General features: G+C 35.9%; 18 protein-coding genes. 11 read left to right on the top strand and 7 right to left on the bottom strand.

The genetic code is table 11. The features are described 5' to 3' along the window. Positions 1–515: 515 nt before the first annotated feature. Positions 516–1,865, bottom strand: coding sequence for a hypothetical protein (locus tag ACOVO2_RS00220; RefSeq protein ID WP_421768041.1), 1,350 nt, complete (start codon positions 1,863–1,865; stop codon positions 516–518). A 269-nt stretch (positions 1,866–2,134) separates the two neighbouring features. Here ACOVO2_RS00220 and rbfA point away from each other — a divergent pair, with 269 nt between their 5' ends. The 7 genes from rbfA to ACOVO2_RS00255 all read left to right on the top strand — a co-directional run bounded on the left by rbfA (position 2,135) and on the right by ACOVO2_RS00255 (position 10,836). Then, positions 2,135–2,509 (top strand): 30S ribosome-binding factor RbfA, encoded by a 375-nt coding sequence (gene rbfA, locus ACOVO2_RS00225; protein ID WP_421768059.1) that lies wholly within the window; start codon positions 2,135–2,137, stop codon positions 2,507–2,509. Positions 2,510–2,538: 29 nt separating this feature from the next. Next, positions 2,539–3,744, top strand: a complete 1,206-nt coding sequence (locus tag ACOVO2_RS00230) for an ABC transporter permease (protein WP_421768042.1) — start codon at positions 2,539–2,541, stop codon at positions 3,742–3,744. A gap of 99 nt (positions 3,745–3,843) precedes the next feature. Continuing rightward, a complete protein-coding gene (locus ACOVO2_RS00235; protein WP_421768043.1) occupies positions 3,844–5,016 on the top strand; it encodes a hypothetical protein in 1,173 nt (390 codons plus the stop codon). 22 nt (positions 5,017–5,038) lie between these two features. After that, entirely contained in the window at positions 5,039–7,537 is a 2,499-nt protein-coding gene (locus ACOVO2_RS00240) for a M1 family aminopeptidase (RefSeq protein ID WP_421768044.1), read from the top strand. Positions 7,538–7,575: 38 nt separating this feature from the next. Beyond that, positions 7,576–8,598, top strand: coding sequence for an SPASM domain-containing protein (locus ACOVO2_RS00245; RefSeq protein WP_421768045.1), 1,023 nt, complete (start codon positions 7,576–7,578; stop codon positions 8,596–8,598). Between the two features lie 12 nt (positions 8,599–8,610). Beyond that, positions 8,611–9,600, top strand: a complete 990-nt coding sequence (locus tag ACOVO2_RS00250) for a Gfo/Idh/MocA family protein (RefSeq protein WP_421768046.1) — start codon at positions 8,611–8,613, stop codon at positions 9,598–9,600. A gap of 33 nt (positions 9,601–9,633) precedes the next feature. Next, a complete protein-coding gene (locus tag ACOVO2_RS00255; RefSeq protein ID WP_421768047.1) occupies positions 9,634–10,836 on the top strand; it encodes a nucleoside permease in 1,203 nt (400 codons plus the stop codon). A gap of 92 nt (positions 10,837–10,928) precedes the next feature. Here the strand turns inward: ACOVO2_RS00255 and ACOVO2_RS00260 are convergent, their stop codons facing one another. Beyond that, the gene (locus tag ACOVO2_RS00260; protein WP_421768048.1) at positions 10,929–12,149 is read right to left on the bottom strand and encodes an ABC transporter permease; all 1,221 of its coding nucleotides are present in this window, start codon (positions 12,147–12,149) and stop codon (positions 10,929–10,931) included. Between the two features lie 114 nt (positions 12,150–12,263). On the opposite strand from ACOVO2_RS00260, the gene ACOVO2_RS00265 reads away from it, so the two are divergent. The 3 genes from ACOVO2_RS00265 (at position 12,264) to guaA (ending at position 16,449) form a co-directional block, all read left to right on the top strand. Then, on the top strand, positions 12,264–13,217 hold the full coding sequence (locus ACOVO2_RS00265) for a hypothetical protein (RefSeq protein WP_421768049.1): 954 nt from the start codon (positions 12,264–12,266) through the stop codon (positions 13,215–13,217). Between the two features lie 449 nt (positions 13,218–13,666). Next, positions 13,667–14,752 (top strand): MBOAT family O-acyltransferase, encoded by a 1,086-nt coding sequence (locus tag ACOVO2_RS00270; protein WP_421768050.1) that lies wholly within the window; start codon positions 13,667–13,669, stop codon positions 14,750–14,752. 167 nt (positions 14,753–14,919) lie between these two features. After that, positions 14,920–16,449 carry a glutamine-hydrolyzing GMP synthase gene (gene guaA, locus ACOVO2_RS00275; RefSeq protein ID WP_421768051.1) on the top strand — a complete coding sequence of 510 codons (1,530 nt, stop codon included), beginning with the start codon at positions 14,920–14,922 and terminating at the stop codon, positions 16,447–16,449. 374 nt (positions 16,450–16,823) lie between these two features. Here guaA and rpiB read toward each other — a convergent pair whose 3' ends face one another. Continuing rightward, entirely contained in the window at positions 16,824–17,252 is a 429-nt protein-coding gene (gene rpiB, locus ACOVO2_RS00280; protein ID WP_421768052.1) for a ribose 5-phosphate isomerase B, read from the bottom strand. A 223-nt stretch (positions 17,253–17,475) separates the two neighbouring features. Between rpiB and ACOVO2_RS00285 the strand changes: the two genes are divergently transcribed. Continuing rightward, positions 17,476–18,204 carry a TIGR00730 family Rossman fold protein gene (locus ACOVO2_RS00285; RefSeq protein WP_421768053.1) on the top strand — a complete coding sequence of 243 codons (729 nt, stop codon included), beginning with the start codon at positions 17,476–17,478 and terminating at the stop codon, positions 18,202–18,204. A 93-nt stretch (positions 18,205–18,297) separates the two neighbouring features. On the opposite strand, the gene ACOVO2_RS00290 is transcribed toward ACOVO2_RS00285, so the two are convergent. The 4 genes from ACOVO2_RS00290 to ACOVO2_RS00305 form a co-directional block, all read right to left on the bottom strand. Beyond that, positions 18,298–18,723 carry a BrxA/BrxB family bacilliredoxin gene (locus ACOVO2_RS00290; protein ID WP_188766062.1) on the bottom strand — a complete coding sequence of 142 codons (426 nt, stop codon included), beginning with the start codon at positions 18,721–18,723 and terminating at the stop codon, positions 18,298–18,300. A gap of 125 nt (positions 18,724–18,848) precedes the next feature. Beyond that, positions 18,849–19,163 carry an iron-sulfur cluster assembly protein gene (locus ACOVO2_RS00295; protein WP_421768054.1) on the bottom strand — a complete coding sequence of 105 codons (315 nt, stop codon included), beginning with the start codon at positions 19,161–19,163 and terminating at the stop codon, positions 18,849–18,851. A gap of 20 nt (positions 19,164–19,183) precedes the next feature. Next, entirely contained in the window at positions 19,184–19,831 is a 648-nt protein-coding gene (locus ACOVO2_RS00300) for a Uma2 family endonuclease (RefSeq protein WP_421768055.1), read from the bottom strand. A 12-nt stretch (positions 19,832–19,843) separates the two neighbouring features. After that, positions 19,844–20,260, bottom strand: a complete 417-nt coding sequence (locus tag ACOVO2_RS00305; protein WP_421768056.1) for a SufE family protein — start codon at positions 20,258–20,260, stop codon at positions 19,844–19,846. Positions 20,261–20,362: the final 102 nt, after the last annotated feature.

The raw sequence follows: 20,362 nt of genomic DNA on the forward strand, positions 1-20,362 counted from the left end.
TATTATTAAATTAAGCAGCTAGTGTTTTTAACTAACTTAACTTTATCAACAGAAGTGACACAGTAAATGTCCCCACCCAGCTAGCAGTCGTTTGGCCCGATTTTTATTCTATACAAAATAATTTTTCCGATTACCAAGCAGCTTCCTAGTCTTCCTTCATGAAAATAATGGAAGGATAGTCATTAAATCTATGCAACTCTCTTCTGCCTTAGAGGTTTAACTTCGCGAACTCAACAAATTTGCTTTTTTTCCCTCTAACCGCTGTTCATTCAAATTGCTAGCGGACAAATCAAACTAAATCTGAAAATATCTCTCGTTCTAATGCTTGACAAGCAGACTTCCACAACTTTGAAACTCCAAACCTTTTGGCATTTACAAAGAATATTTTAAATAAAAATACCCCAAATATTCCGGTATGTTGGAGTATTTGGGGCCTTACTGAAAAATCTCAATATTTAAAGTAATGTTAGTTCGGGACTTTGTATTTGACTCATGTACTAATTATAAGACCCTTTTTAAAACTTCCTCTGATAAATACCTTTTTCTTTAGTTACTTGATAATCAGAAGCTAAGGCTGGAATTCTCTTGAAAATCTTTGGAATCACATTCTGTTTATCAATAATAATTGTAGGCGGATCTTTCTTGAAATTATCGAAAATATTAATGATACTTTCGTAGTTATCAGGGTTTTCTAAATCAATTTTTGAGAGTTCCCAGTTTAGGTAGCAAGTTGCTGACTCACCATACGAATATTCATCAATCCTTTCGCCAATCACGAGCATTTTCTGGCCTTTCATTCTCTCTGGTATCTCTTTTGGTTTCACTCTCATATCGGCGAGTTGTTCAAAACCATTGCCCACAAATGGTGTAACTCCTTGATATTGAACAAATACTATAAAAAGAAACAGAGTTGTGAAAAGTAATTCAGGCAAAAAAGCCCCTTTCAAATGGAAGAAAAATCCTGTAATAAAATAGGCAAAAAACGGCACAAAAATAATGAATTGCATCGGTGCAACATTAGGAGATAAAAACAAGGCCAATAATGAAGCAATACCCCAAATGAGCATGATTTGTTGTGTGCGTTGCTGATAACTATTATAACGGCTTACTTGTGTTTGTCTCAGAAAACCAAAAACTGCCAAAGCCGAAGGAATGGTAATCGCAATAAAGGCACTTTTGAAGTCCTCTAAACTATATTGTTTGATTTTGAAAATACCATTAAACCAATTGTACTTAAATTCGTCGAGACTATCATAAAAGTAAAAATAAAGTCCGGCCAAAAATAGTGGCAATACAAAGCCTAAAATTGCCAAAAAGTGCTGACGTAGGTTGGCATTTGTAAAGAAAACAAGGCTGGCAATGCTCCAAAAAATAAAGACCATCGTTGGTTGGTGAAACAAAGAAGCTATACCAATGTAAAGTCCAACTTCAAATACTTCATCCGAAACCCCTTCGCGGCGTTCCATTTGTTTGACGAGCTTATTGAATGCAAAAAGCAAGAATGTTGTTGAGAGTAATATCGGAGAAAGTTTACTCATATCAAACGAAAGACTCATCAAAAGCACATAGATGAGACCAGGAGCGTAATTTTTTTCGAGATAAGTTTGGCGAGTATTACAAACAAAAGTAAAATATAGTGCCTGAAAATAAGTTATAAGAATAGCAATAAACTCATAAACAAATTGCGAACGTCCAAACGAAACATCAATCGCCCAATAAAGAAACGATGCCAAAGGCCCAACATTGGTCCAAACTTCTTTATATAAGAATTTACCATCATGAATTTTTTCACCGACCAACATCCATTCAAGTTCGGGAAGGAGCATCGGGAGTTTCTGCCCTAAAAATGGCAACTTGATTATCACGACCAGCAAAAGCAGTGAAAAAATATGAAAAAGAGAATTTAACCTAAAAAATGTTAACAAGGCTTTGAAAGATTAGTTTACAACACAAAGTTATGAAAAAAGTAGTTGATGTATGAAACTTTACTTTATTTAACCCGAAAATTTGCGGATATTTGCATAAAATTAATGATAGAATGATAGAATGGTAGAATGAAAGAATGAATTTCGAGCGTATTCATTTTTTCTATTCACTCATTCACTCATTCCATCACTCAAAATTATTAGTAATGATGGAATCGAAAAGACAAAGACAAGTAGCAAAGCAGATACAAAAAGATTTAGGAGAGATTTTTCAACGAGATTTGAAGCAATTATTCGATGGTGCATTTGTTACGATTACAGATGTGAAAACCACACCAGACTTGGCTATTGCAAGGGTTTATTTGAGCTTTCTGTTGGCAAAAGACCGGGAAGGTGTTTTGCAGATTGTTCGTGAAAATACAAAAGTTATTAGAAACTTATTGGGAGAAAGAGTTCGTCATCAATTAAGAATTGTGCCAAATCTCCAATTTTATATTGATGATACGGCCGAATACGCTCAAAAAATGGATGCTCTTTTTGCGGGAATTGTCATTCCGCCAGCTCCAGTTGAAGGTGAGGAATAAAATTAAAATCCACTAATATTCGTTAGTTCGTGAATCTTTCATTGCTAATTGCCAAAAGATATTTTTTTTCAAAGAAGAAAAAGAGTTTCATTAATTTTATTTCTATTATTTCGATGCTCGGAATTGGCATCGGAACAATGGCATTGGTAATTGTTTTGTCAGTTTTCAACGGCTTGGAGGATTTAAATCGTAAAATTTTTAAATCTTTTGATGCTGACATAAAAGTTTCGCCTAAAAACGGGAAAAGCTTTTTGATTGATCAAGGAAAGCTTACAAAGATAAAAGCTTTAAAAGATGTCTGGTACGTGACCGAGGTGATTCAAGATAATGCTTTGGTAAAGTATGAAAACTCTCAAATGGTTGTTACGCTAAAAGGCGTTGATGAAACCTTTCAAGCTCATAGTCCATTAAAGAAATCGTTGGTTGAAGGTAATTTTGTACTTTCCAAAGATAGCGTTGATTATGCTTTTATCGGTGGCAACGTTTATGCCGCATTGAATATTTCGTTGCAAAATATCATTGAACCAATAGAATTATGGTACCCTCGCAATCGAAATTCATACTCGTTAAATCCTGATGATAATATCAATCGTGAGATACTGAATATTTCTGGTGTGTATTCGTTAGAACAATTGCAACATGATAGTTTTGTTTATATTCCGCTTGAAGTTGCTAAACAGCTCACTGAATATGGCGATAAAAGAAGTGCAATTGAGATTCAGGCTAAACCAGAAGCAGATATTGCTCAAATACAAGCAGCAGTAAAGAATATTTTAGGAGAAAATTTCTTGGTGCAAAATCAAGATGAGCAAAATGCTTCATTGTTTAGAGCAATCAAAATCGAGAAGCTGTTTATTTTTATTGCATTGATGTTTATTATTGGTATTGCATCATTTAACATTTTCTTCTCTCTTACAATGCTCGTCATTGACAAACAGCAAGATTTAAAAACGCTTTTTGCAATGGGAGCAAATGAAAGTTTGGTAAAGCGTATCTTTTATTCAGAAGGAGCCTTAGTTTCGTTTATTGGAGCAATTGTGGGGCTTGTTGTAGGGGGAGTGATTTGTTTTCTCCAAGAACAATTCGGCATCATAAAAATTGGAATTGAAAGTTCATTTATTGATGCTTATCCTGTCAAAATGCAACTAAGCGATTTTGTACTGACCGCCATTTCAATTATCATCATCACACTTTTGGCTTCGTATTTGCCCGCAAAACGTGCTGCGAAGAATTGATACCAACGTCGGGCTTCATGCCTTGCCTACGTTAAAGTCTTATATAATTAGATTTCTATTGAGAATAATTCGCTATACCCGAATTTTGAATAACCCAAAATGAATAAACTTATTATAACTGCTGTTTTCTTACTGACGTTTCTTGAAGTTATTGCTCAACAAAACCCGCTCTTGGAAGCCTCTAATCGTTGGATTTTGGTCAATAACAAAATTGAAAAAAATGAAGTTTTCTTGACTTCCTATAAAAAGACAAAAGTTAAGTTGAATACTTTAGTGTTGTCTTTCAGTGAAAATGGAAAAATTGTTTACGATTACGAAACCAATTCAAAATACGCCGAAAATCCTACTATTAAGTATCTTGATATCAACACCAAAGAAAGTTCATGGGCGTATGATACGCTTACTAAAATACTTACGTTGACCATACAAGCTGGATACATCACACTCGATGATTTTAAGTTTCAACGTGAATATAAAATAGACGAAGTGCATGATGGCTATATTTTAATGAAATCCAAGCAGTTTTTTTATGAGGATTTAAGAAAAAAGCCAGTAGTTGTAAATCAAGTAAATAAAACAGCCACTCACCCAATTGCAATAACAACGAACGTTACAAGTGCTGATAAGGATGTTGCTGAAAATAAAATTGTGGTCGAAAGTCCAAAAGTTAATGTTGATACTACAAAAATTTTGGTTGCCACAAGCTCAATAGAGTCGGTAGAAACAGATTCGGTAGTGAAAAATACGTCTATTACCGAAGCAAAAATAACAGCCTCTGCTGAAAACACTAAAAGTATTGAAGTGGCAGTTACACCGCCTGTTAAAATTAATTATTTAGAACTCCATAAAGCTTTATTTGATAAAACTAAACGTTGGATTTTGGTCAGAAATAAGATAGAAAGAGGCGATATTTATCTAACACCTTACCATGAATCTAAATTGACTATCAATAACTTAGTGTTAAACTTATCGGATAATGGTACGATTGAGTATGACTACGAAAGTGATCCAAAGATAAAATTTTGTGCAGGTGTTGACTTCCTAGACATCGATACCGAAGAAACTTCATGGATTTTTGATGCTGATAGCAATATTTTTACCCTTACACTTAAAGGAGGCTATGCAAGTTTAGATGACTTTAAGTTTAAGAGAGACTACACCATTGAGGCCTTCGATGATGGCTTTGCTTTAAGAAGAGTAAAAGAACATTATTTCAATGATTTTCGAAAACCCGTAAAAACTTCGGGCAATTATCAAAAAAGACGAAAGTAATTTTTAAGCCCTACTTTATTCAATGAAATCTCTTCAAACAGCTATATTTTTCTTTTTCACTCTTTGCGTTTTTGCTCAAGAAAACATTGTTGTGGTTCCCGCACAGGGGCCGTACAACGCTTCAAGATCAATCGAACACGATTTGATTCATACAAAACTTGAAATCAGTCCAGATTGGAAAAAGCAGTATCTCTACGGAAAAGCAACACTAACTTTTAAACCTCATTTTTATTCTCAAAATTCGATTAGTCTTGATGCAAAAAGCTTTGATATTCAAGAAGTTACATCAAAAGGAAATTCGTTGAAATATGACTACGATAAAAATACCTTGAAAATATATTTAGGCCAAACTTATACTCGAAAGGATACCGTAACGATTCAGATTCAATATACTGCCAAACCTAATGAAAGAATAGCGGGTGGTAGTGATGCAATTACAGCCGACAAAGGGCTTTATTTTATTAATCCACTCGGCAACGAAACAGATAAACCTCAACAAATTTGGACTCAAGGCGAAACCGAGGCAAATTCTTGTTGGTTTCCAACAATAGATTCGCCAAATCAGAAAATGACCCAAGAGATTTTTCTGACGGTTGATTCAAAATTTACCACCCTTTCAAACGGCAAACTTATTGCTTCAAAACAAAATTCTGACGGAACACGCACCGATTATTGGAAACAAACTAAACCTGCTGCTCCGTATTTATCAATGATTGCAGTTGGAGACTTCAAAAAAGTAGTTGACCCAAATTTTAAAGATTTTGAGGTGAGTTATTACATCGAACCCAAATTCGAGAAATATGCACTCAACATTTATGGCCGAACGCCCGAAATGATTCGTTATTTCGAAAAGCTTTTGGGAGTTAAATATCAATGGGAAAAATATGCCCAAATTGCGGTTCGTGATTATGTTTCGGGGGCAATGGAAAACACTACGGCTACCGTTCATGGCGATTTCATCCAAAAAGATAATCACCAATTAGTGGATGATAATGATGATGGGGTTATTGCCCACGAACTTTTCCACCATTGGTTTGGAGACCTAGTTACGTGCGAATCATGGGCAAATTTGCCATTAAATGAAGCATTTGCCAATTATTCGGAGTATTTATGGGCAAATCATAAATATGGAAAAGATGAAGCCGACTTGGTATCTCATATTGCACTCAATCAATATTTTGATGAGGCCAAAGAAAAACAGGAGCCTTTAATCCGATTTAGGTATCTGGACAAAGAAGATATGTTTGATTCTCATTCTTATGCCAAAGGCGGACGAATCTTACATTTACTCAGAAGTACAGTGGGTGATGAGGCTTTTTTTGAAGCTCTCAGACAATATCTTAATCAATACGCCTTTAAAACTGCCGAAATAGAGGATTTACGATTAGTATTTGAGCGAGTAACTGGTCAAGATTTGAATTGGTTTTTCGAGCAGTGGTTCAAGAAACCTGGGCATCCTGTGCTTGAGGTTTCACATGATTTTGCGAATGGTAAACTGAAATTGAATGTTCAACAAATACAAGATACACTTTACTCAACGATCTATCGTTTACCAATAAAAGTGCTCGTTAAGTCGGATAATGAGCAAGTCTTACACGAAATTCTTGTTGATAAAAAGCAGCAAACTTTTGAGTTTTTATCAAAGTCTGCCCCCAAAATGGTCCTACTTGACCCTGACAATACTCTAGTAGGAAAAATTGAACACCAAAAATCACAAGATGAGCTTATTTATCAGTTCTATAACACCGAACACATTGCCACAAAACTGAATGTGTTGGAAACGCTAACCTATATCCCCGAAGACGATACAACATTTTATTATCCACCAGCCGAAAAAAAAATCAGAAAACTATTGATTGATGCCACAAAAGATAAATTTTGGCGAGTACGTCAATTTGCCATTCAAAAATTCTTTGATTATGATGGGGAAGATTTTTTAGAGGTAGAAAGAGCATTGCAATACCGAGTCATACACGACGAACGTTCGTATGTGAGAGCAGATGCCATTTTGGCAATGAAAGGCTTTCAGAATTCACAAAATGATAAACTTTTCCGTAATGCATTAAATGATTCATCATATACCGTGCAAGCTGCAGCTATAGAAGCTTTATTGGCAAGCAAACCCTCCGATGCCGTTGAGTTAGTTTTAAAGTTTGATACCTCGACCAATCCAAGTATTTTTGCGGCAGTAGCCAATTATTTTGCAGAAGAAGCTTCTCCACTTCGATTTGAATGGTTTCAAAATCATCTAAGCAAAATGAAAGGCAATGATTTATATCAAGTATTGGGTATATTCGGCACATACTTGGTCAAGTCAACGCCAGAAATACAACTAAAAAGTCTGCCTTTACTTTCACAAATAGCCCAAAATGACACTCAATGGTATGTAAGATTTGCCGGCATGCAAACGCTTAGCTTGATAACTGAACTCAAAGAAGTAAGAATTCTGATGAAAGAAATAATCACTCACGAAAAAGATGAGCGTTTAAAGAAAATTTATATGCAGTTTCGAGATATATAATTGTCAATAATCTACAGTTTTATTTTTTATCTATTCAAATGAATCGCAATCTTCAAGATGGTATTAATTTTTTTTCAAAGGTGACTTGGCCACGAGCTTGGAACGCCTTGAAAAACGTAAGTAGTTATCTTGAGTCGAAAATTTTTGGTCGAACGATTCATCGTGGTTTACCAATTGCTATTTCGATCGAACCAACAACTTCTTGCAATCTTCGTTGTCCTGAGTGTCCGAGTGGTTTACGTAGCTTTACACGCCCAACCGGTATGCTCCCAGAAAAACTTTTCAAACAAACCATTGACGAACTTTCCGACACTCTACTGTATTTGATTTTCTATTTCCAAGGCGAGCCTTATTTGCACCCTAAATTTTTAGATTTAGTGAAGTATGCTTCACAAAAAGGTATATACACCGCAACTTCAACAAATGCCCATTATTTGACCGATATTGCAGCAAAGCAAACAATTGAGTCGGGTTTAGACAGAATGATCATTTCGATTGATGGCACAACGCAAGAAGTTTATGAGCAATATCGTGTTGGAGGAAACTTGAACAAAGTTATTGAAGGGACAAAAAAAATTGTGCACTGGAAAAAAGTTTTAAAGTCCAAAACGCCGCACATCATTTTTCAATTCTTAGTGGTAAAGCCCAACGAACATCAACTTGAAGACGTAAGAAAAATGGCCAAGGAAATTGGTGTTGATGAAGTCGCTTTTAAAACCGCCCAGATTTATGATTATGAAGACGGTTCACCACTGATTCCGACGATTGAGAAATACGCCCGTTACGAAAAAAAAGACAATGGTAAGTATCAAATCAAAAATAAATTGCTGGATAATTGTTGGAAAATGTGGCATTCGTGTGTTGTTACGTGGGACGGCCTTGTCGTGCCATGTTGTTTCGATAAAGATGCCGAATACAGAATGGGAGATTTAAAACAAAAAACATTTAATGAAGTTTGGCAAAGCCCTCCTTATCAAGAGTTTAGAAAATCATTAACGAATGCCCGTGCCGAAATTGAGATGTGTAAGAACTGCACCGAAGGAACTAAGGTTTGGGGCTAATATTTTAAAAATATGAATAATATCAAGTCAATTAAATGGGGAATTATTGGAGCTGGTGATGTGTGTGAAGTAAAAAGTGGGCCAGCATTTAAGAAAATAAATGGGTCGGAATTGGTGGCAGTTATGAGACGAACTCCCGAGCTAGCCAAAGATTTTGCTCAAAGACACGGCATAAAAAAATGGTATTCAAATGCCTCCGAATTAATCAACGATCCCGAGGTCGAAGCAGTTTACATTGCCACTCCACCAAACTCTCATGCCGAATACGTCAAGCAAGTTGCCGAGGCTGGAAAGATAGTGTATGTGGAAAAACCAATGGCTCGTACTTACGAAGAATGTTTAAAAATGATAGAGGTTTGTAAGACCGCACAGGTTCCTCTTTTCGTGGCTTATTACCGTAGGTCATTACCAAATTTTTTAAAAATAAAAGAACTACTGGATAGAAAAGCCATTGGTGAGGTACGTTTTGTTAATGTTGTTGTACAAAAAACTGTAGAGGCTAAAGACCAAAACTTGAATAATTGGCGGGTGAATCCAGAGGTTTCGGGTGGCGGATACTTTTTTGATTTGGCATGCCACCAATTAGATGCTCTGGATTTTCTATTTGGTCCAATAAAAAAAGCAAGTGGGTTTTCGGCGAATCAGACAAATAGCTATGCTGGCGACGACTTAGTTGTGGGTAATTTTGTATTTGAGAATAGCATAATCGGAACTGGAGTTTGGGGATTTGCCACAAATAAAATAAGTGAGAAAGAGGTGATTGAAATAGTGGGAAGTAAAGGACAAATCTCTTTCCCTTGTTTTGGCGATAATTCAGTTACACTTGAAGTAGAGGGTCAATCACCAATGCGATTTGAATTTGATTTTCCTCAAAATATTCAGCTACCATTTATTCAAACTATAATTAATGAATTGAATGGTGTTGGCCTTTGCCCCAGCAATGGAGAGTCGGCCGCTCGAACCAATTGGGTGATGGAACAAATTTGTAATCAGATAAAATAAACTAAGCCAATTTTTTAAACAACACTAAAATATATGACTCTTACAACCAGAATTAAACTCATGTTGATGATGTTTCTCATGTTTTCGACGTGGGGAGCTTGGTACGGACAAATGGGTAAGTACCTTTTTACAACACTTCACGCAACTGGCGACCAAATTGGTAGTGCTTATGCTACATTTTCTATAGCTTCAATTGTAGCTCCATTTTTTATGGGAATGGTAGCTGACCGTTTTTTTTCAGCACAAAAAGTAATGGGCGTTTTGAATATCTTAGGTGCTGTTATTTTGTATTTCTTGATTCAAAACCAAGACCCTGATACATTCTTTTGGTACATTTTAGCTTATACGCTTACTTTTGCACCAAATTTAGCTTTATCAAGTTCGATTGCCATGAACCAGATGGAAAATCCCGAAAAAGAGTTTCCTTCTATACGGGTAATGGGTACAATTGCTTGGATTGTGATCACAAATATTATTGGCTTCTATGGAGTGGGCGACAAAGTAACTATTTTCCAAATTGCCATGTTTACTTCAATTGCTTGGGCGATTTTTGCCTTCACTTTGCCCAATACCCCACCCAAAGCAACAAAAGCTACATCGTTTGGTCAGATTCTCGGAACCGATGCTTTTGTACTTTTCAAAGACCGTTCGTTTTTGGTCTTCTTTATTTGTTCAATTTTGGTTTGTATTCCATTGTCGTTTTATTATGCCCACGCCAATTTGTCATTGACAGAATCTAATATGACGAATGTTGAAAATAAAATGTCTTTGGGGCAAGTTTCTGAAGTTGGTTTTATGCTCTTGATTCCGTTTGCTTTGAGCAAGTTTGGTATCAAGAAAATGCTAATTGTTGGCCTTATTGCATGGATCATTAGATTTGTGTGTTTTGGTTATGGCGATGGTGTTTCATCAGAATGGATGCTTTATTTAGCCATAATTCTACACGGTATTTGCTATGACTTTTTCTTTGTGACAGGGCAAATTTACACGGATAATAAAGCTGGTGAGAAAATCAAAAACTCAGCACAAGGTTTAATCACGTTGGCAACTTATGGCATCGGAATGGGGATTGGTTCGATTCTGTCAGGAAAAGTTTTAGATAAATACACAACCAAAGTAGGTGAAGTAAGTACGCACGATTGGACATCCGTTTGGATGGTTCCAGCGGCAATTTCGGCGGTTGTGTTATTAATTTTTATAATAGTCTTTAAGGATAATACAAGAGCAAAAGCATAGGGTTAGTCAATCAAATTTTAGGCTTCTACAAAAAAGACTTCGGTATCTCGGAGTCTTTTTTTTGTAGAACGGCCGATTGATTCATTGAGGCTTTAACTCTTAAACTTCAATGACTCTATTAATTTCATGCGTGAAACCACCAATGTCGGAATTGTAATAACTGCCAAAACCAACAAAACAGTAATTACATTGAGCACCAAAATCGTGAGCCAATCCATCGAAATCGGCACATAACTCATATAATAACTTTCCGAATCAAGAGGGATAATTTTAAATGTTTTCTGCAAAAAACAAAAACCAATACCAATAACATTACCATAAATCACTCCCTTGAGAATAATCATGAGGCCGTTATAAATAAAAATTTTTCGGATTTTCAGATTATCAGTACCTAATGCTTTTAGCATTCCAATCATCGGGGTACGTTCCATCATCATTACCAAAAGTACCGAAATCATATTAAAACTGGCTACTAATAAAATCAACGCGATTATGACTATGATATTTCTATCCATAAGGCCTAGCCAGTCGAAAATTGCCGGAAACATTTCTGTTACCTTCACCAATTGCATATCTTGATCTATCTCGTCAAAAATTTGTTTGGCTACCACATCTAATTGATCAAAGTTTTTCAAAAAAACTTCGTAATGTCCGGCAGTTTTTTTATCCCAATCGTTCATGCGTTGAACTAAAGCAATATCGCCGAGAATAAAATTTTTATCAAATTCTTCTAAGCCAGTATCATAAATCCCAACTACCTTGACAGGTCTGATTCGTGGTGGATTTTGAATAAAATAAATTCTGGCCTTGTCAGATAATTTAATTTTTAATTGATTAGCTATTTGTTTGCTTATAATGATTTCGTCTGAGTAAGTGGTGTCTTTAAAATTGATTGCTCTTCCTTCGATTAAATTTTCTTTGAAATTTCCCCAATCATAGTCTCTTCCCACCCCTTTTATCACAATACCCGTATGTTCTTCCGCAGATTTTAATAAGCCTGCTTTATTTGCAACAGCTTGAACGTGCCTGATTTCAAGGTTTTTTCTGTAATTTTGATAAAATTTTGTATTTATTGTAATTGGCGTTTCTTCAAACGATTGATTCAACGTAATTTTGCTGACTTGAATGTGTGAGCTAAGGCTAAAGAGTTTTTCTCTGATGGTTTGCTTAAAGCCAATTAATATACTAAACGATATAATCATTACAGCCAAACCAATAGCAATACTCGAAATACCTATTTTCGTGACCGTCGAAGTAAAAGTAGTGGAGGTGGTTTTCTGAATACGTTGGGCAATAAATCGAGGTAAATTCATTAGTTTCTGATGCTGATTTTTTACAAAACTATCAATTTATACTAAGATAAAAAAAATACAGACCGACTTGATTTATCAGGCGAAAGCTAGAGCATAGGTTCTGTCTTTAAAAATATGAATATAAAACAGTTTTTTATTAAGACTTTGTTGTTGGCAATCCTTTCATGGGGAACAATCGAAGCATTTTATTATTTTGATCCATACAAAAAACACGATTCAGAGACTTCGTATAATGCCATTATTATTGATAAAATTCATCGACTACAAAGCACACCTTCACCCAAAGTCGTTCTGATAGCAGGCTCTAATTTTGCTTACGGAATTAATAGCAAACTTATTGCCGATTCGCTCAATAAGCCAGTGGTAAACATGGCTATCCATTACGCTTATGGTGCAAAATTTATGCTCAAACAATTATTACCAGCAATGAAGAAAGGAGACCTTGTAGTTATGGGTTTTGAATACATTATTCAGAGTAAAGGAAATAAAAGTGAGCAGTTACTAATGGCAAGCTATTTTCCAAAGGCGAATGATTGGATAGAATTTGATGATATTTTTGAGCAGATTCGAGAAACCTCTCAATTAAAAATCAATAGGTTTAAAAATATCTTAGAGCGATTACTAAAAAATAAGGAATTAAACTATCAGGTTTCAGATACAACGAGTGTATTTTTTAGAAAATCGACTAATGAATACGGCGATTTGGTGAGTCACTTCAATAATCCACCAATGAAAGTTATTCCAAGAGCAATATTAAGTGATAAAGTAAGTTTGAAAGAGGCAATTGCTGATATGAATGAGTTTTACGAATCAATGCAGTCTAAGGGTGTAAAGGTTGTATTTGTTTATCCTACGTATTCACATTCAAATTATGTGCTTGATAAACCAATTATCGATAGATTTGAGAAAGAATACCAAACCTATGCGAGGTTTCCAATTTTAGGAAAACCATCAGATTTTGTTTTTGCCGATTCACTCTATCATGATATGGCTTATCATTTAACTCAAAAAGGTGGTGAGATCCGCACAAGAAAAATAATTGAGTTGTTGAATAAAACTAAACTTTAGTAAGAATAGCAGTATCCATGTAGTATTATTCATAATCATAGCGTCGAACCCCACGTCATTTTCCTGATCATATGCTTTTTAATTCAATTGAATTTTTATTGTTTTTTCCAATTGTTACTATCATTTATTTTGTGCTTAAGCATAAGCACAGATGGTGGTGGCTATTGGCCGCTAGTTGTGTCTTCTATATGGCCTTTAAACCCGAGTACCTTTTGATTTTGGGTTTTACAATAGTAATAGATTATTTTGCTGGTATTTGGATCGAAAATGCAGTTGGAAAAAAACGCAAACAATTTTTGATCTTAAGCCTGGTTGCTAATATTGGTGTCTTGGTATTTTTTAAGTATACAAACTTTGCCATTTTTGCTTTAGCTCAGGCAAATATTGCTCATTTCAAATTATTAGACTTTATTTTGCCTATTGGTCTGTCATTTCACACATTTCAAGCCATGAGTTATACGATTGAGGTGTACCGTGGAAATCAACAAGCCGAGAAACAATTTGGGTTATATGCACTGTATGTAATGTTTTACCCACAATTAGTTGCGGGTCCAATCGAAAGGCCACAAAATGTTTTACACCAATTTTATGAAAAGAAAACCTTTGATTATCAAAGAGTTACTAGTGGATTAAAACTAATGGCGTGGGGGCTTTTCAAAAAAGTGGTCATTGCCGACCGCCTCGCTTTATTCGCGGATAGGGTTTACAATAGCCCAATGGAATACGAAGGAATTCCGATTATTGTAGCCACAATATTTTTTACTTTTCAAATATATTGTGATTTTTCGGGTTATTCAGATATTGCTTTAGGTACAGCCGAGGTGATGGGGTTCAAACTTATGAAAAACTTCGATCGACCTTACTTTTCGAAAAGTATATCTGAATTTTGGCGTCGTTGGCATATTTCACTCTCTACCTGGTTCAGAGATTACCTGTATATTCCACTAGGTGGAAACAGGGTGGGAAAAACTCGACAATATTTCAATCAATTTTTTGTTTTTGCAGTGAGTGGCTTATGGCATGGAGCCAATTGGAATTTTATAATCTGGGGGGCATTGCATGGATTTTATTTGATTTTTGCTCGAATTACTCAAAAACCACGTGCTGTATTCAATAGAATTTCAGGTTTAGAAAAAGTCCCATTTCTACTTAAATCACTTCAAGCCTTCACTACATTTTGTTTAGTTGCATTTGCTTGGATATTTTTTAGAGGAAATTATCTCGAACAAAGTCAGTGTTGGCACTTAGTAAGTCATTTATTTTCAAATATGCCCACTTTGAAAGATTTTTTTACTTTTGCATACATTTCCGAAAATGTGTTTCTCAACTTCACAATAGTTGAATTTTTGATAGCCATTGGTTTGATTATCTTCATGGAGTGTATTCATTATCTACAGAGAGATAAAAGTATTCGCCAGATGATCGCCTCATATCCAACTGCCGTTCGCTGGACACTCTATTATCTTTTCATGATGGCGTTTTTTATCTTGGGCGTATTCGACCAACCGGCTCAGTTTATATATTTCCAGTTTTAAGCAGAATATGAAATAATTTAATAAGGGCCACGACGATAGTTTTAGCTAAAAATCACTTATAATCAACTACTTAGCTCAATACCTGGCTAACATCTGTTGACCATTTACCTTAACTAATTTGCACACAAAGCCATTTTCTTCTAACTTTGTATTTTAGAAATGTTACCATGACCGAACAAATACTTATTCTTGATTTTGGCTCTCAATTTACACAATTGATCGCACGCCGAGTACGAGAACTTAACGTGTATTGTGAAATACACCCCTTCAACAAAATCCCGCCAATTACAGCCGATATTAAAGGCGTAATTCTTTCAGGAAGCCCATGCTCTGTAAGAGACGAAGACGCACCCATTGTTGATTGGCAAGAATTTGCCAAGACATTGCCTGTGCTTGGAGTTTGCTATGGTGCTCAAATGATGGCTCAAACTGGCGGCGGAGAAGTAGCTCCATCCTCAATTAGAGAGTACGGACGCACCATTCTAAATAAAGTTGATAATAGATTCGCTCTTTTCAAAGATGTTGCAGATAATACCCAAGTTTGGATGTCGCACAGTGATACAATTGCTGCTCCGCCAACCAATGCCGATATTATCGCCTCAACCGATACTGTAAAAGTTGCTGCTTTTAAGTTAAAAGAAAAACCTGTTTACGGAATCCAATTTCACCCCGAAGTAACTCATACGGTTTTAGGAAAAACGATTATTAAAAACTTTGTGGTGGATATTTGCGAATGCTCGCAAAACTGGACCCCTGATTCTTTCGCTGAAGTTACTATCCAAGAGCTAAAAGAGAAACTCGGTGACGACAAAGTGATTATGGGCCTATCTGGCGGTGTTGATTCGTCAGTGGCAGCTACGCTGATACATCATGCGATCGGCAAAAACCTTATTTGCATCTTTGTTGATAATGGATTATTACGGAAAAATGAATTTGAAGAAGTTTTAGAATCCTATAAAGGTTTAGGACTAAATGTAATTGGTGTTGATGCTAAAGAAAGATTCTATGATGCTCTAAAAGGGCTGACAGATCCGGAAGCAAAACGTAAGGCAATTGGCAAAACATTTATAGATGTTTTTGATGCCGAATCACACAAAGTTCAGGGGGCTAAATGGCTTGGACAAGGTACGATTTATCCAGATGTGATTGAATCTGTGTCGGTAAAAGGCCCGTCTGCTACCATAAAATCACACCATAATGTTGGTGGTCTGCCAGATTTCATGAAGTTGCAAGTTGTTGAACCATTACGTTTATTATTTAAAGATGGTGTTCGTGAGGTAGGAAAAGCACTTAATATACCACAAAATATTTTAGGTCGTCATCCATTTCCAGGGCCTGGCTTGGGTATTAGAATTCTGGGCGATGTAACGCCAGAAAAAGTACAGATTCTACAAGAAGTTGATGCTATTTTTATTAATGGTCTAAAAAGTAGCGGTTTATATGATAATGTATGGCAAGCTGGCTCGATGCTTTTGCCTGTGCAAAGTGTTGGTGTTATGGGAGATGAGAGAACCTACGAGAGAGTTGTAGCTTTAAGAGCCGTAACAAGTATCGACGGTATGACTGCCGACTGGGCACATTTACCATATGAGTTTTTAGCGGATGTTTCCAACGAAATCATAAACAAGGTAAAAGGAGTAAATCGTGTTGTGTATGATATTAGTTCGAAGCCACCTGCTACGATTGAATGGGAATAAAATTGAATTATTGTCTTTATAAAAAAGGTGCTGTTTTGATGTTCAAATCAGCACCTTTTTAAATTACTGACGATATAGATTAGAGGATGTCTAAAAACACCTAATAACCTAATAATCCATGCTATAAACGCCTCGCAAAAATGCTAAAATAAAATCTCAGCTTCCAAAATCGGATATCGGCTAGATATCACTTTCTGGGAATTAAAGCATGAAAAAATAGCAAATTACGTACCCGATGAGCCACTCATAAATTTAGCAAAGATCTTTTCTCATTACTAAGTCATAGCCGATGCTTTCAAGCAAGCTTATACCTGTCACAAATAGACCATAAACAAAAACGGATATGATTTCTAACTCATAGCCGTTCTTATTTTTTAACAAGGAATTTTATCAGCTCGTCGAGCATGACGGCCACCTTCAAACTCTGTCTTCAAGAAAGTTTTTACACATTCAAGTGCTAATTCAACATCAATGAAACGTGCAGGCAAACAAATAACATTGGCATTATTGTGCTGGCGTATCAATTCTGCAACCTCTACATTCCACACTAATCCTGCTCTGATACCTTGATGATGGTTTGCGGTCATACAAACACCGTTTCCACTTCCACAAATCAAAACACCAAATTCATACTGCCCACTTTCAACCGAACTTGCCAATTGATGAGCTGTGTCAGGGTAATCGACTGCTTCGGGCGTATATGGGCCGTAATCGGCTGTTTCAAAATTTTGTTCTTGAAGCCAACGAAGAATGACTTTTTTGTACTCAAAACCAGCGTGGTCGCCTGCAATTGCAACTTTCATAATATTTTATTCCCCTAATTTTGTTTAAAAAAAATAGATCAAGAATTCTTCTTTTGGGGGATGAATTAGCCAAGAAAAATTCATTTTAAAATATTCTAAACTTTTTTCTGCAAATATACGTTTTCATTATCCAATTCTTTTTAAAAATTAGAGAAGAATTGTTTTATTCGACCAAATAAAAAAATAACTTCGGAAACTATTTCGTACCACAAACAAAAAAATTATGGCAGAAAAAGAGATAATACTAAATGAAGAAGAATTAATTCGTGAGGCATTTGTAGAAAAAGGATGGAATGAAATCCAAAGCCAAGATTCATGGCAAATATTAAAAACCGTTGCTGAATTTGTTGATGGCTTCGACCGTTTGGCAAAAATTGGCCCGTGCGTAACTATTTATGGTTCGGCACGAACAAAACCTGACCACAAGTTTTATTTACTTTCGGAAGAAATTGCTGCAAAACTGGTATCGAGAGGCTACGGCGTAATAACCGGTGGTGGCCCTGGTATAATGGAAGCAGGAAACAAAGGTGCAGCCGAAAATGGCGGAAAATCGGTAGGTTTGAATATCAAACTACCTTTTGAACAAGTTCCAAACCGATTCGTTGACCCCGATAAAAGCATCAATTTCGACTACTTTTTTGCAAGAAAAGTATGTTTCATGAAATATTCACAAGGTTTTATTGTCATGCCGGGGGGCTTTGGAACACTCGACGAACTTTTTGAAGCTTTAACCTTAATTCAAACTAAGAAAATTGCAAGATTCCCAATCGTAATGGTTGGAAGTGAATATTGGAAAGGGCTACTTGATTGGTTGAACCAAACAATGTGTGAAAAAGAAAAAAATATCAATCCAGAGGATATGAATCTTATTAAACTGGTTGATACCGCCGAAGATGCCGTTAAAGTTATCGACGAATTCTACGGTAAATACTTATTGAAACCAAACTTCTAAGAGTTCTGAACGGTCCGCCGTAGCGGGTAAGAGTTCTGAGTTATGAGTTTCGAGAACAACACTCATAACTCATAATTCAGAACTCTAAACTAATTACGCTTCTTCGCCTACGATTTCTTCCAAAGCAGCCGATAGGTGCATGGCAATCATTTCAGCCGAACGTCCTTCGATGTGGTGTCTTTCGATAAAGTGAGCCACTTCTCCATCTTTGAAAATCGCAATTGCAGGCGATGACGGAGGAAAAGGAATATAAGTACGCATTTGCTGTACTGCATCAGTATCAACACCTGCAAAAACAGTAACAAGCGAATCAGGTTTTGCCTCAGTTCTTTGAAGAGCCAATTTTACTCCTGGACGACAAGTACCTGCAGCACAACCACATACCGAATTGATAACAACCAATGAAGTACCTTTCTGATTGGCGATAAAATTATCTACGTCTGACGCAGAAAGTAATTCTTGAAAGCCTGCGTTTACTAAGTCGGCTTTCATAGGTGCAACTAAATGAGGAGGATACATAAATTTAGCCGCTCCCCCGCCCCTTAAGGGGAGCTTTTATTTGATGGTTATAAAATGTCATAGGGCAAAACTGACATTTTTATATAATTATTATCTAATTTGAGCAAAATACTCAAGTACGAGATTTACATAAACCCAAGTTCGAGCTTGGCCACTTCCGACATCATATCGGTTGCGTAAGGAGGGTCGAATGTCAGCTCTACGCTTACATCGCTCACTTCTTCAATTTCACGAATCTTTTGTTCGATTTCTACAGGAATTGATTCAGCCGAAGGACAAGACGGAGAAGTGAGTGTCATTAAAACATAAACATTATTCACTGGAAAAATCTTTATGTCATAAATCAAGCCCAGTTCATAAACATCAACGGGAATCTCGGGGTCATATACCTGCTTGATTGCTTCAATTACTTTATCTTTTAATTCTTGCTCGGTAGTCATAAAATTATTGTTAAAAAACACTAAATACGGACAATATTTGCATCATCATCATCATTTTCACCTTCGGGGTGATAAAAAACTTCGGTTAAATCAATCGAAAGACTTGGAAAAATAGTTGGTGAAATTACATCATCATTGGCATATTGTCCTGCATATTCAAATTTATCTGATTCATTCAAAATAAATTTTGTGATTGATTCTTCATAAGGATAAACAAGCCAATATTCTCTAACGCCCGACTCTTCATACAAATCAAACTTGATTTTCATCTCACGTTTACTGTTTCCAAGCGAGAGAATTTCAATAATTAAATCTGGAGCCCCCAAACAACCTTTCGTATCTAATTTATTTTTGTCACAGATGATACAAATATCAGGTTGCACCACTGTAAAAATATCATCATTGACTTTTAAAGACTTTTTCTTGTCATAGAGTCTTACATCAAATGGTGCATTGAAGACTTGACAAGGGTGTTTTCTATCAAAATAATTAAAAAGTTCCTTACAAAGTTGCCTTGAAATCTCTTGATGTTTCACACTTGGTGCAGGCGACATTTTCAAGATTTTGCCACGAATAAGCTCAACACTTTCTTTAAAACGCCATTTCAAATAATCAGCGTAAGAATAGGTTCCATCAAGGTCAAGTTGAGAAAGAGATGTAATTATCATACAAACTTCAATTTATATACTCGAATATGCCACCGCATAAGCTCGCATTTGCTTCACCATAGATGCTAATCCGTTGGAACGGGTCTGTGCCAAATGACTTGCCAAACCTACTTTATCAATAAAATATAAATCAGACTTTAATATTTCTTCGGGTGTATGATTGGTCATAACTTTAACAAGCATACTCACCAAACCTTTCACTATAATTGCCTCACTATCAGCTTCAAAATGTATTTTTCCGTCTTGCTTGTAGGCATGAAGCCACACTACTGATTGGCAACCTTTGATGATATTATCTTCGGTTTTAAATTCATCTGAAAGTTTAGGTAGTTTTTTACCTAAATCAATGATGTACTCGTATTTTCCTTCCCAATCATCGAAGAGTTCAAATTCTTCAATGATTTCATCTTGTATTTCGTTTATGGTCATATTTTATAATTGCAAAATCATAACTGGCTTACAAAACCATTTTCTTAACCTTATGAATGCCCGCAATCAATTTGTCAATTTCTTGCTTTGTATTATAAACAG

The organism is Emticicia sp. (assembly GCF_049241225.1).
GTDB lineage: Bacteria > Bacteroidota > Bacteroidia > Cytophagales > Spirosomataceae > Emticicia.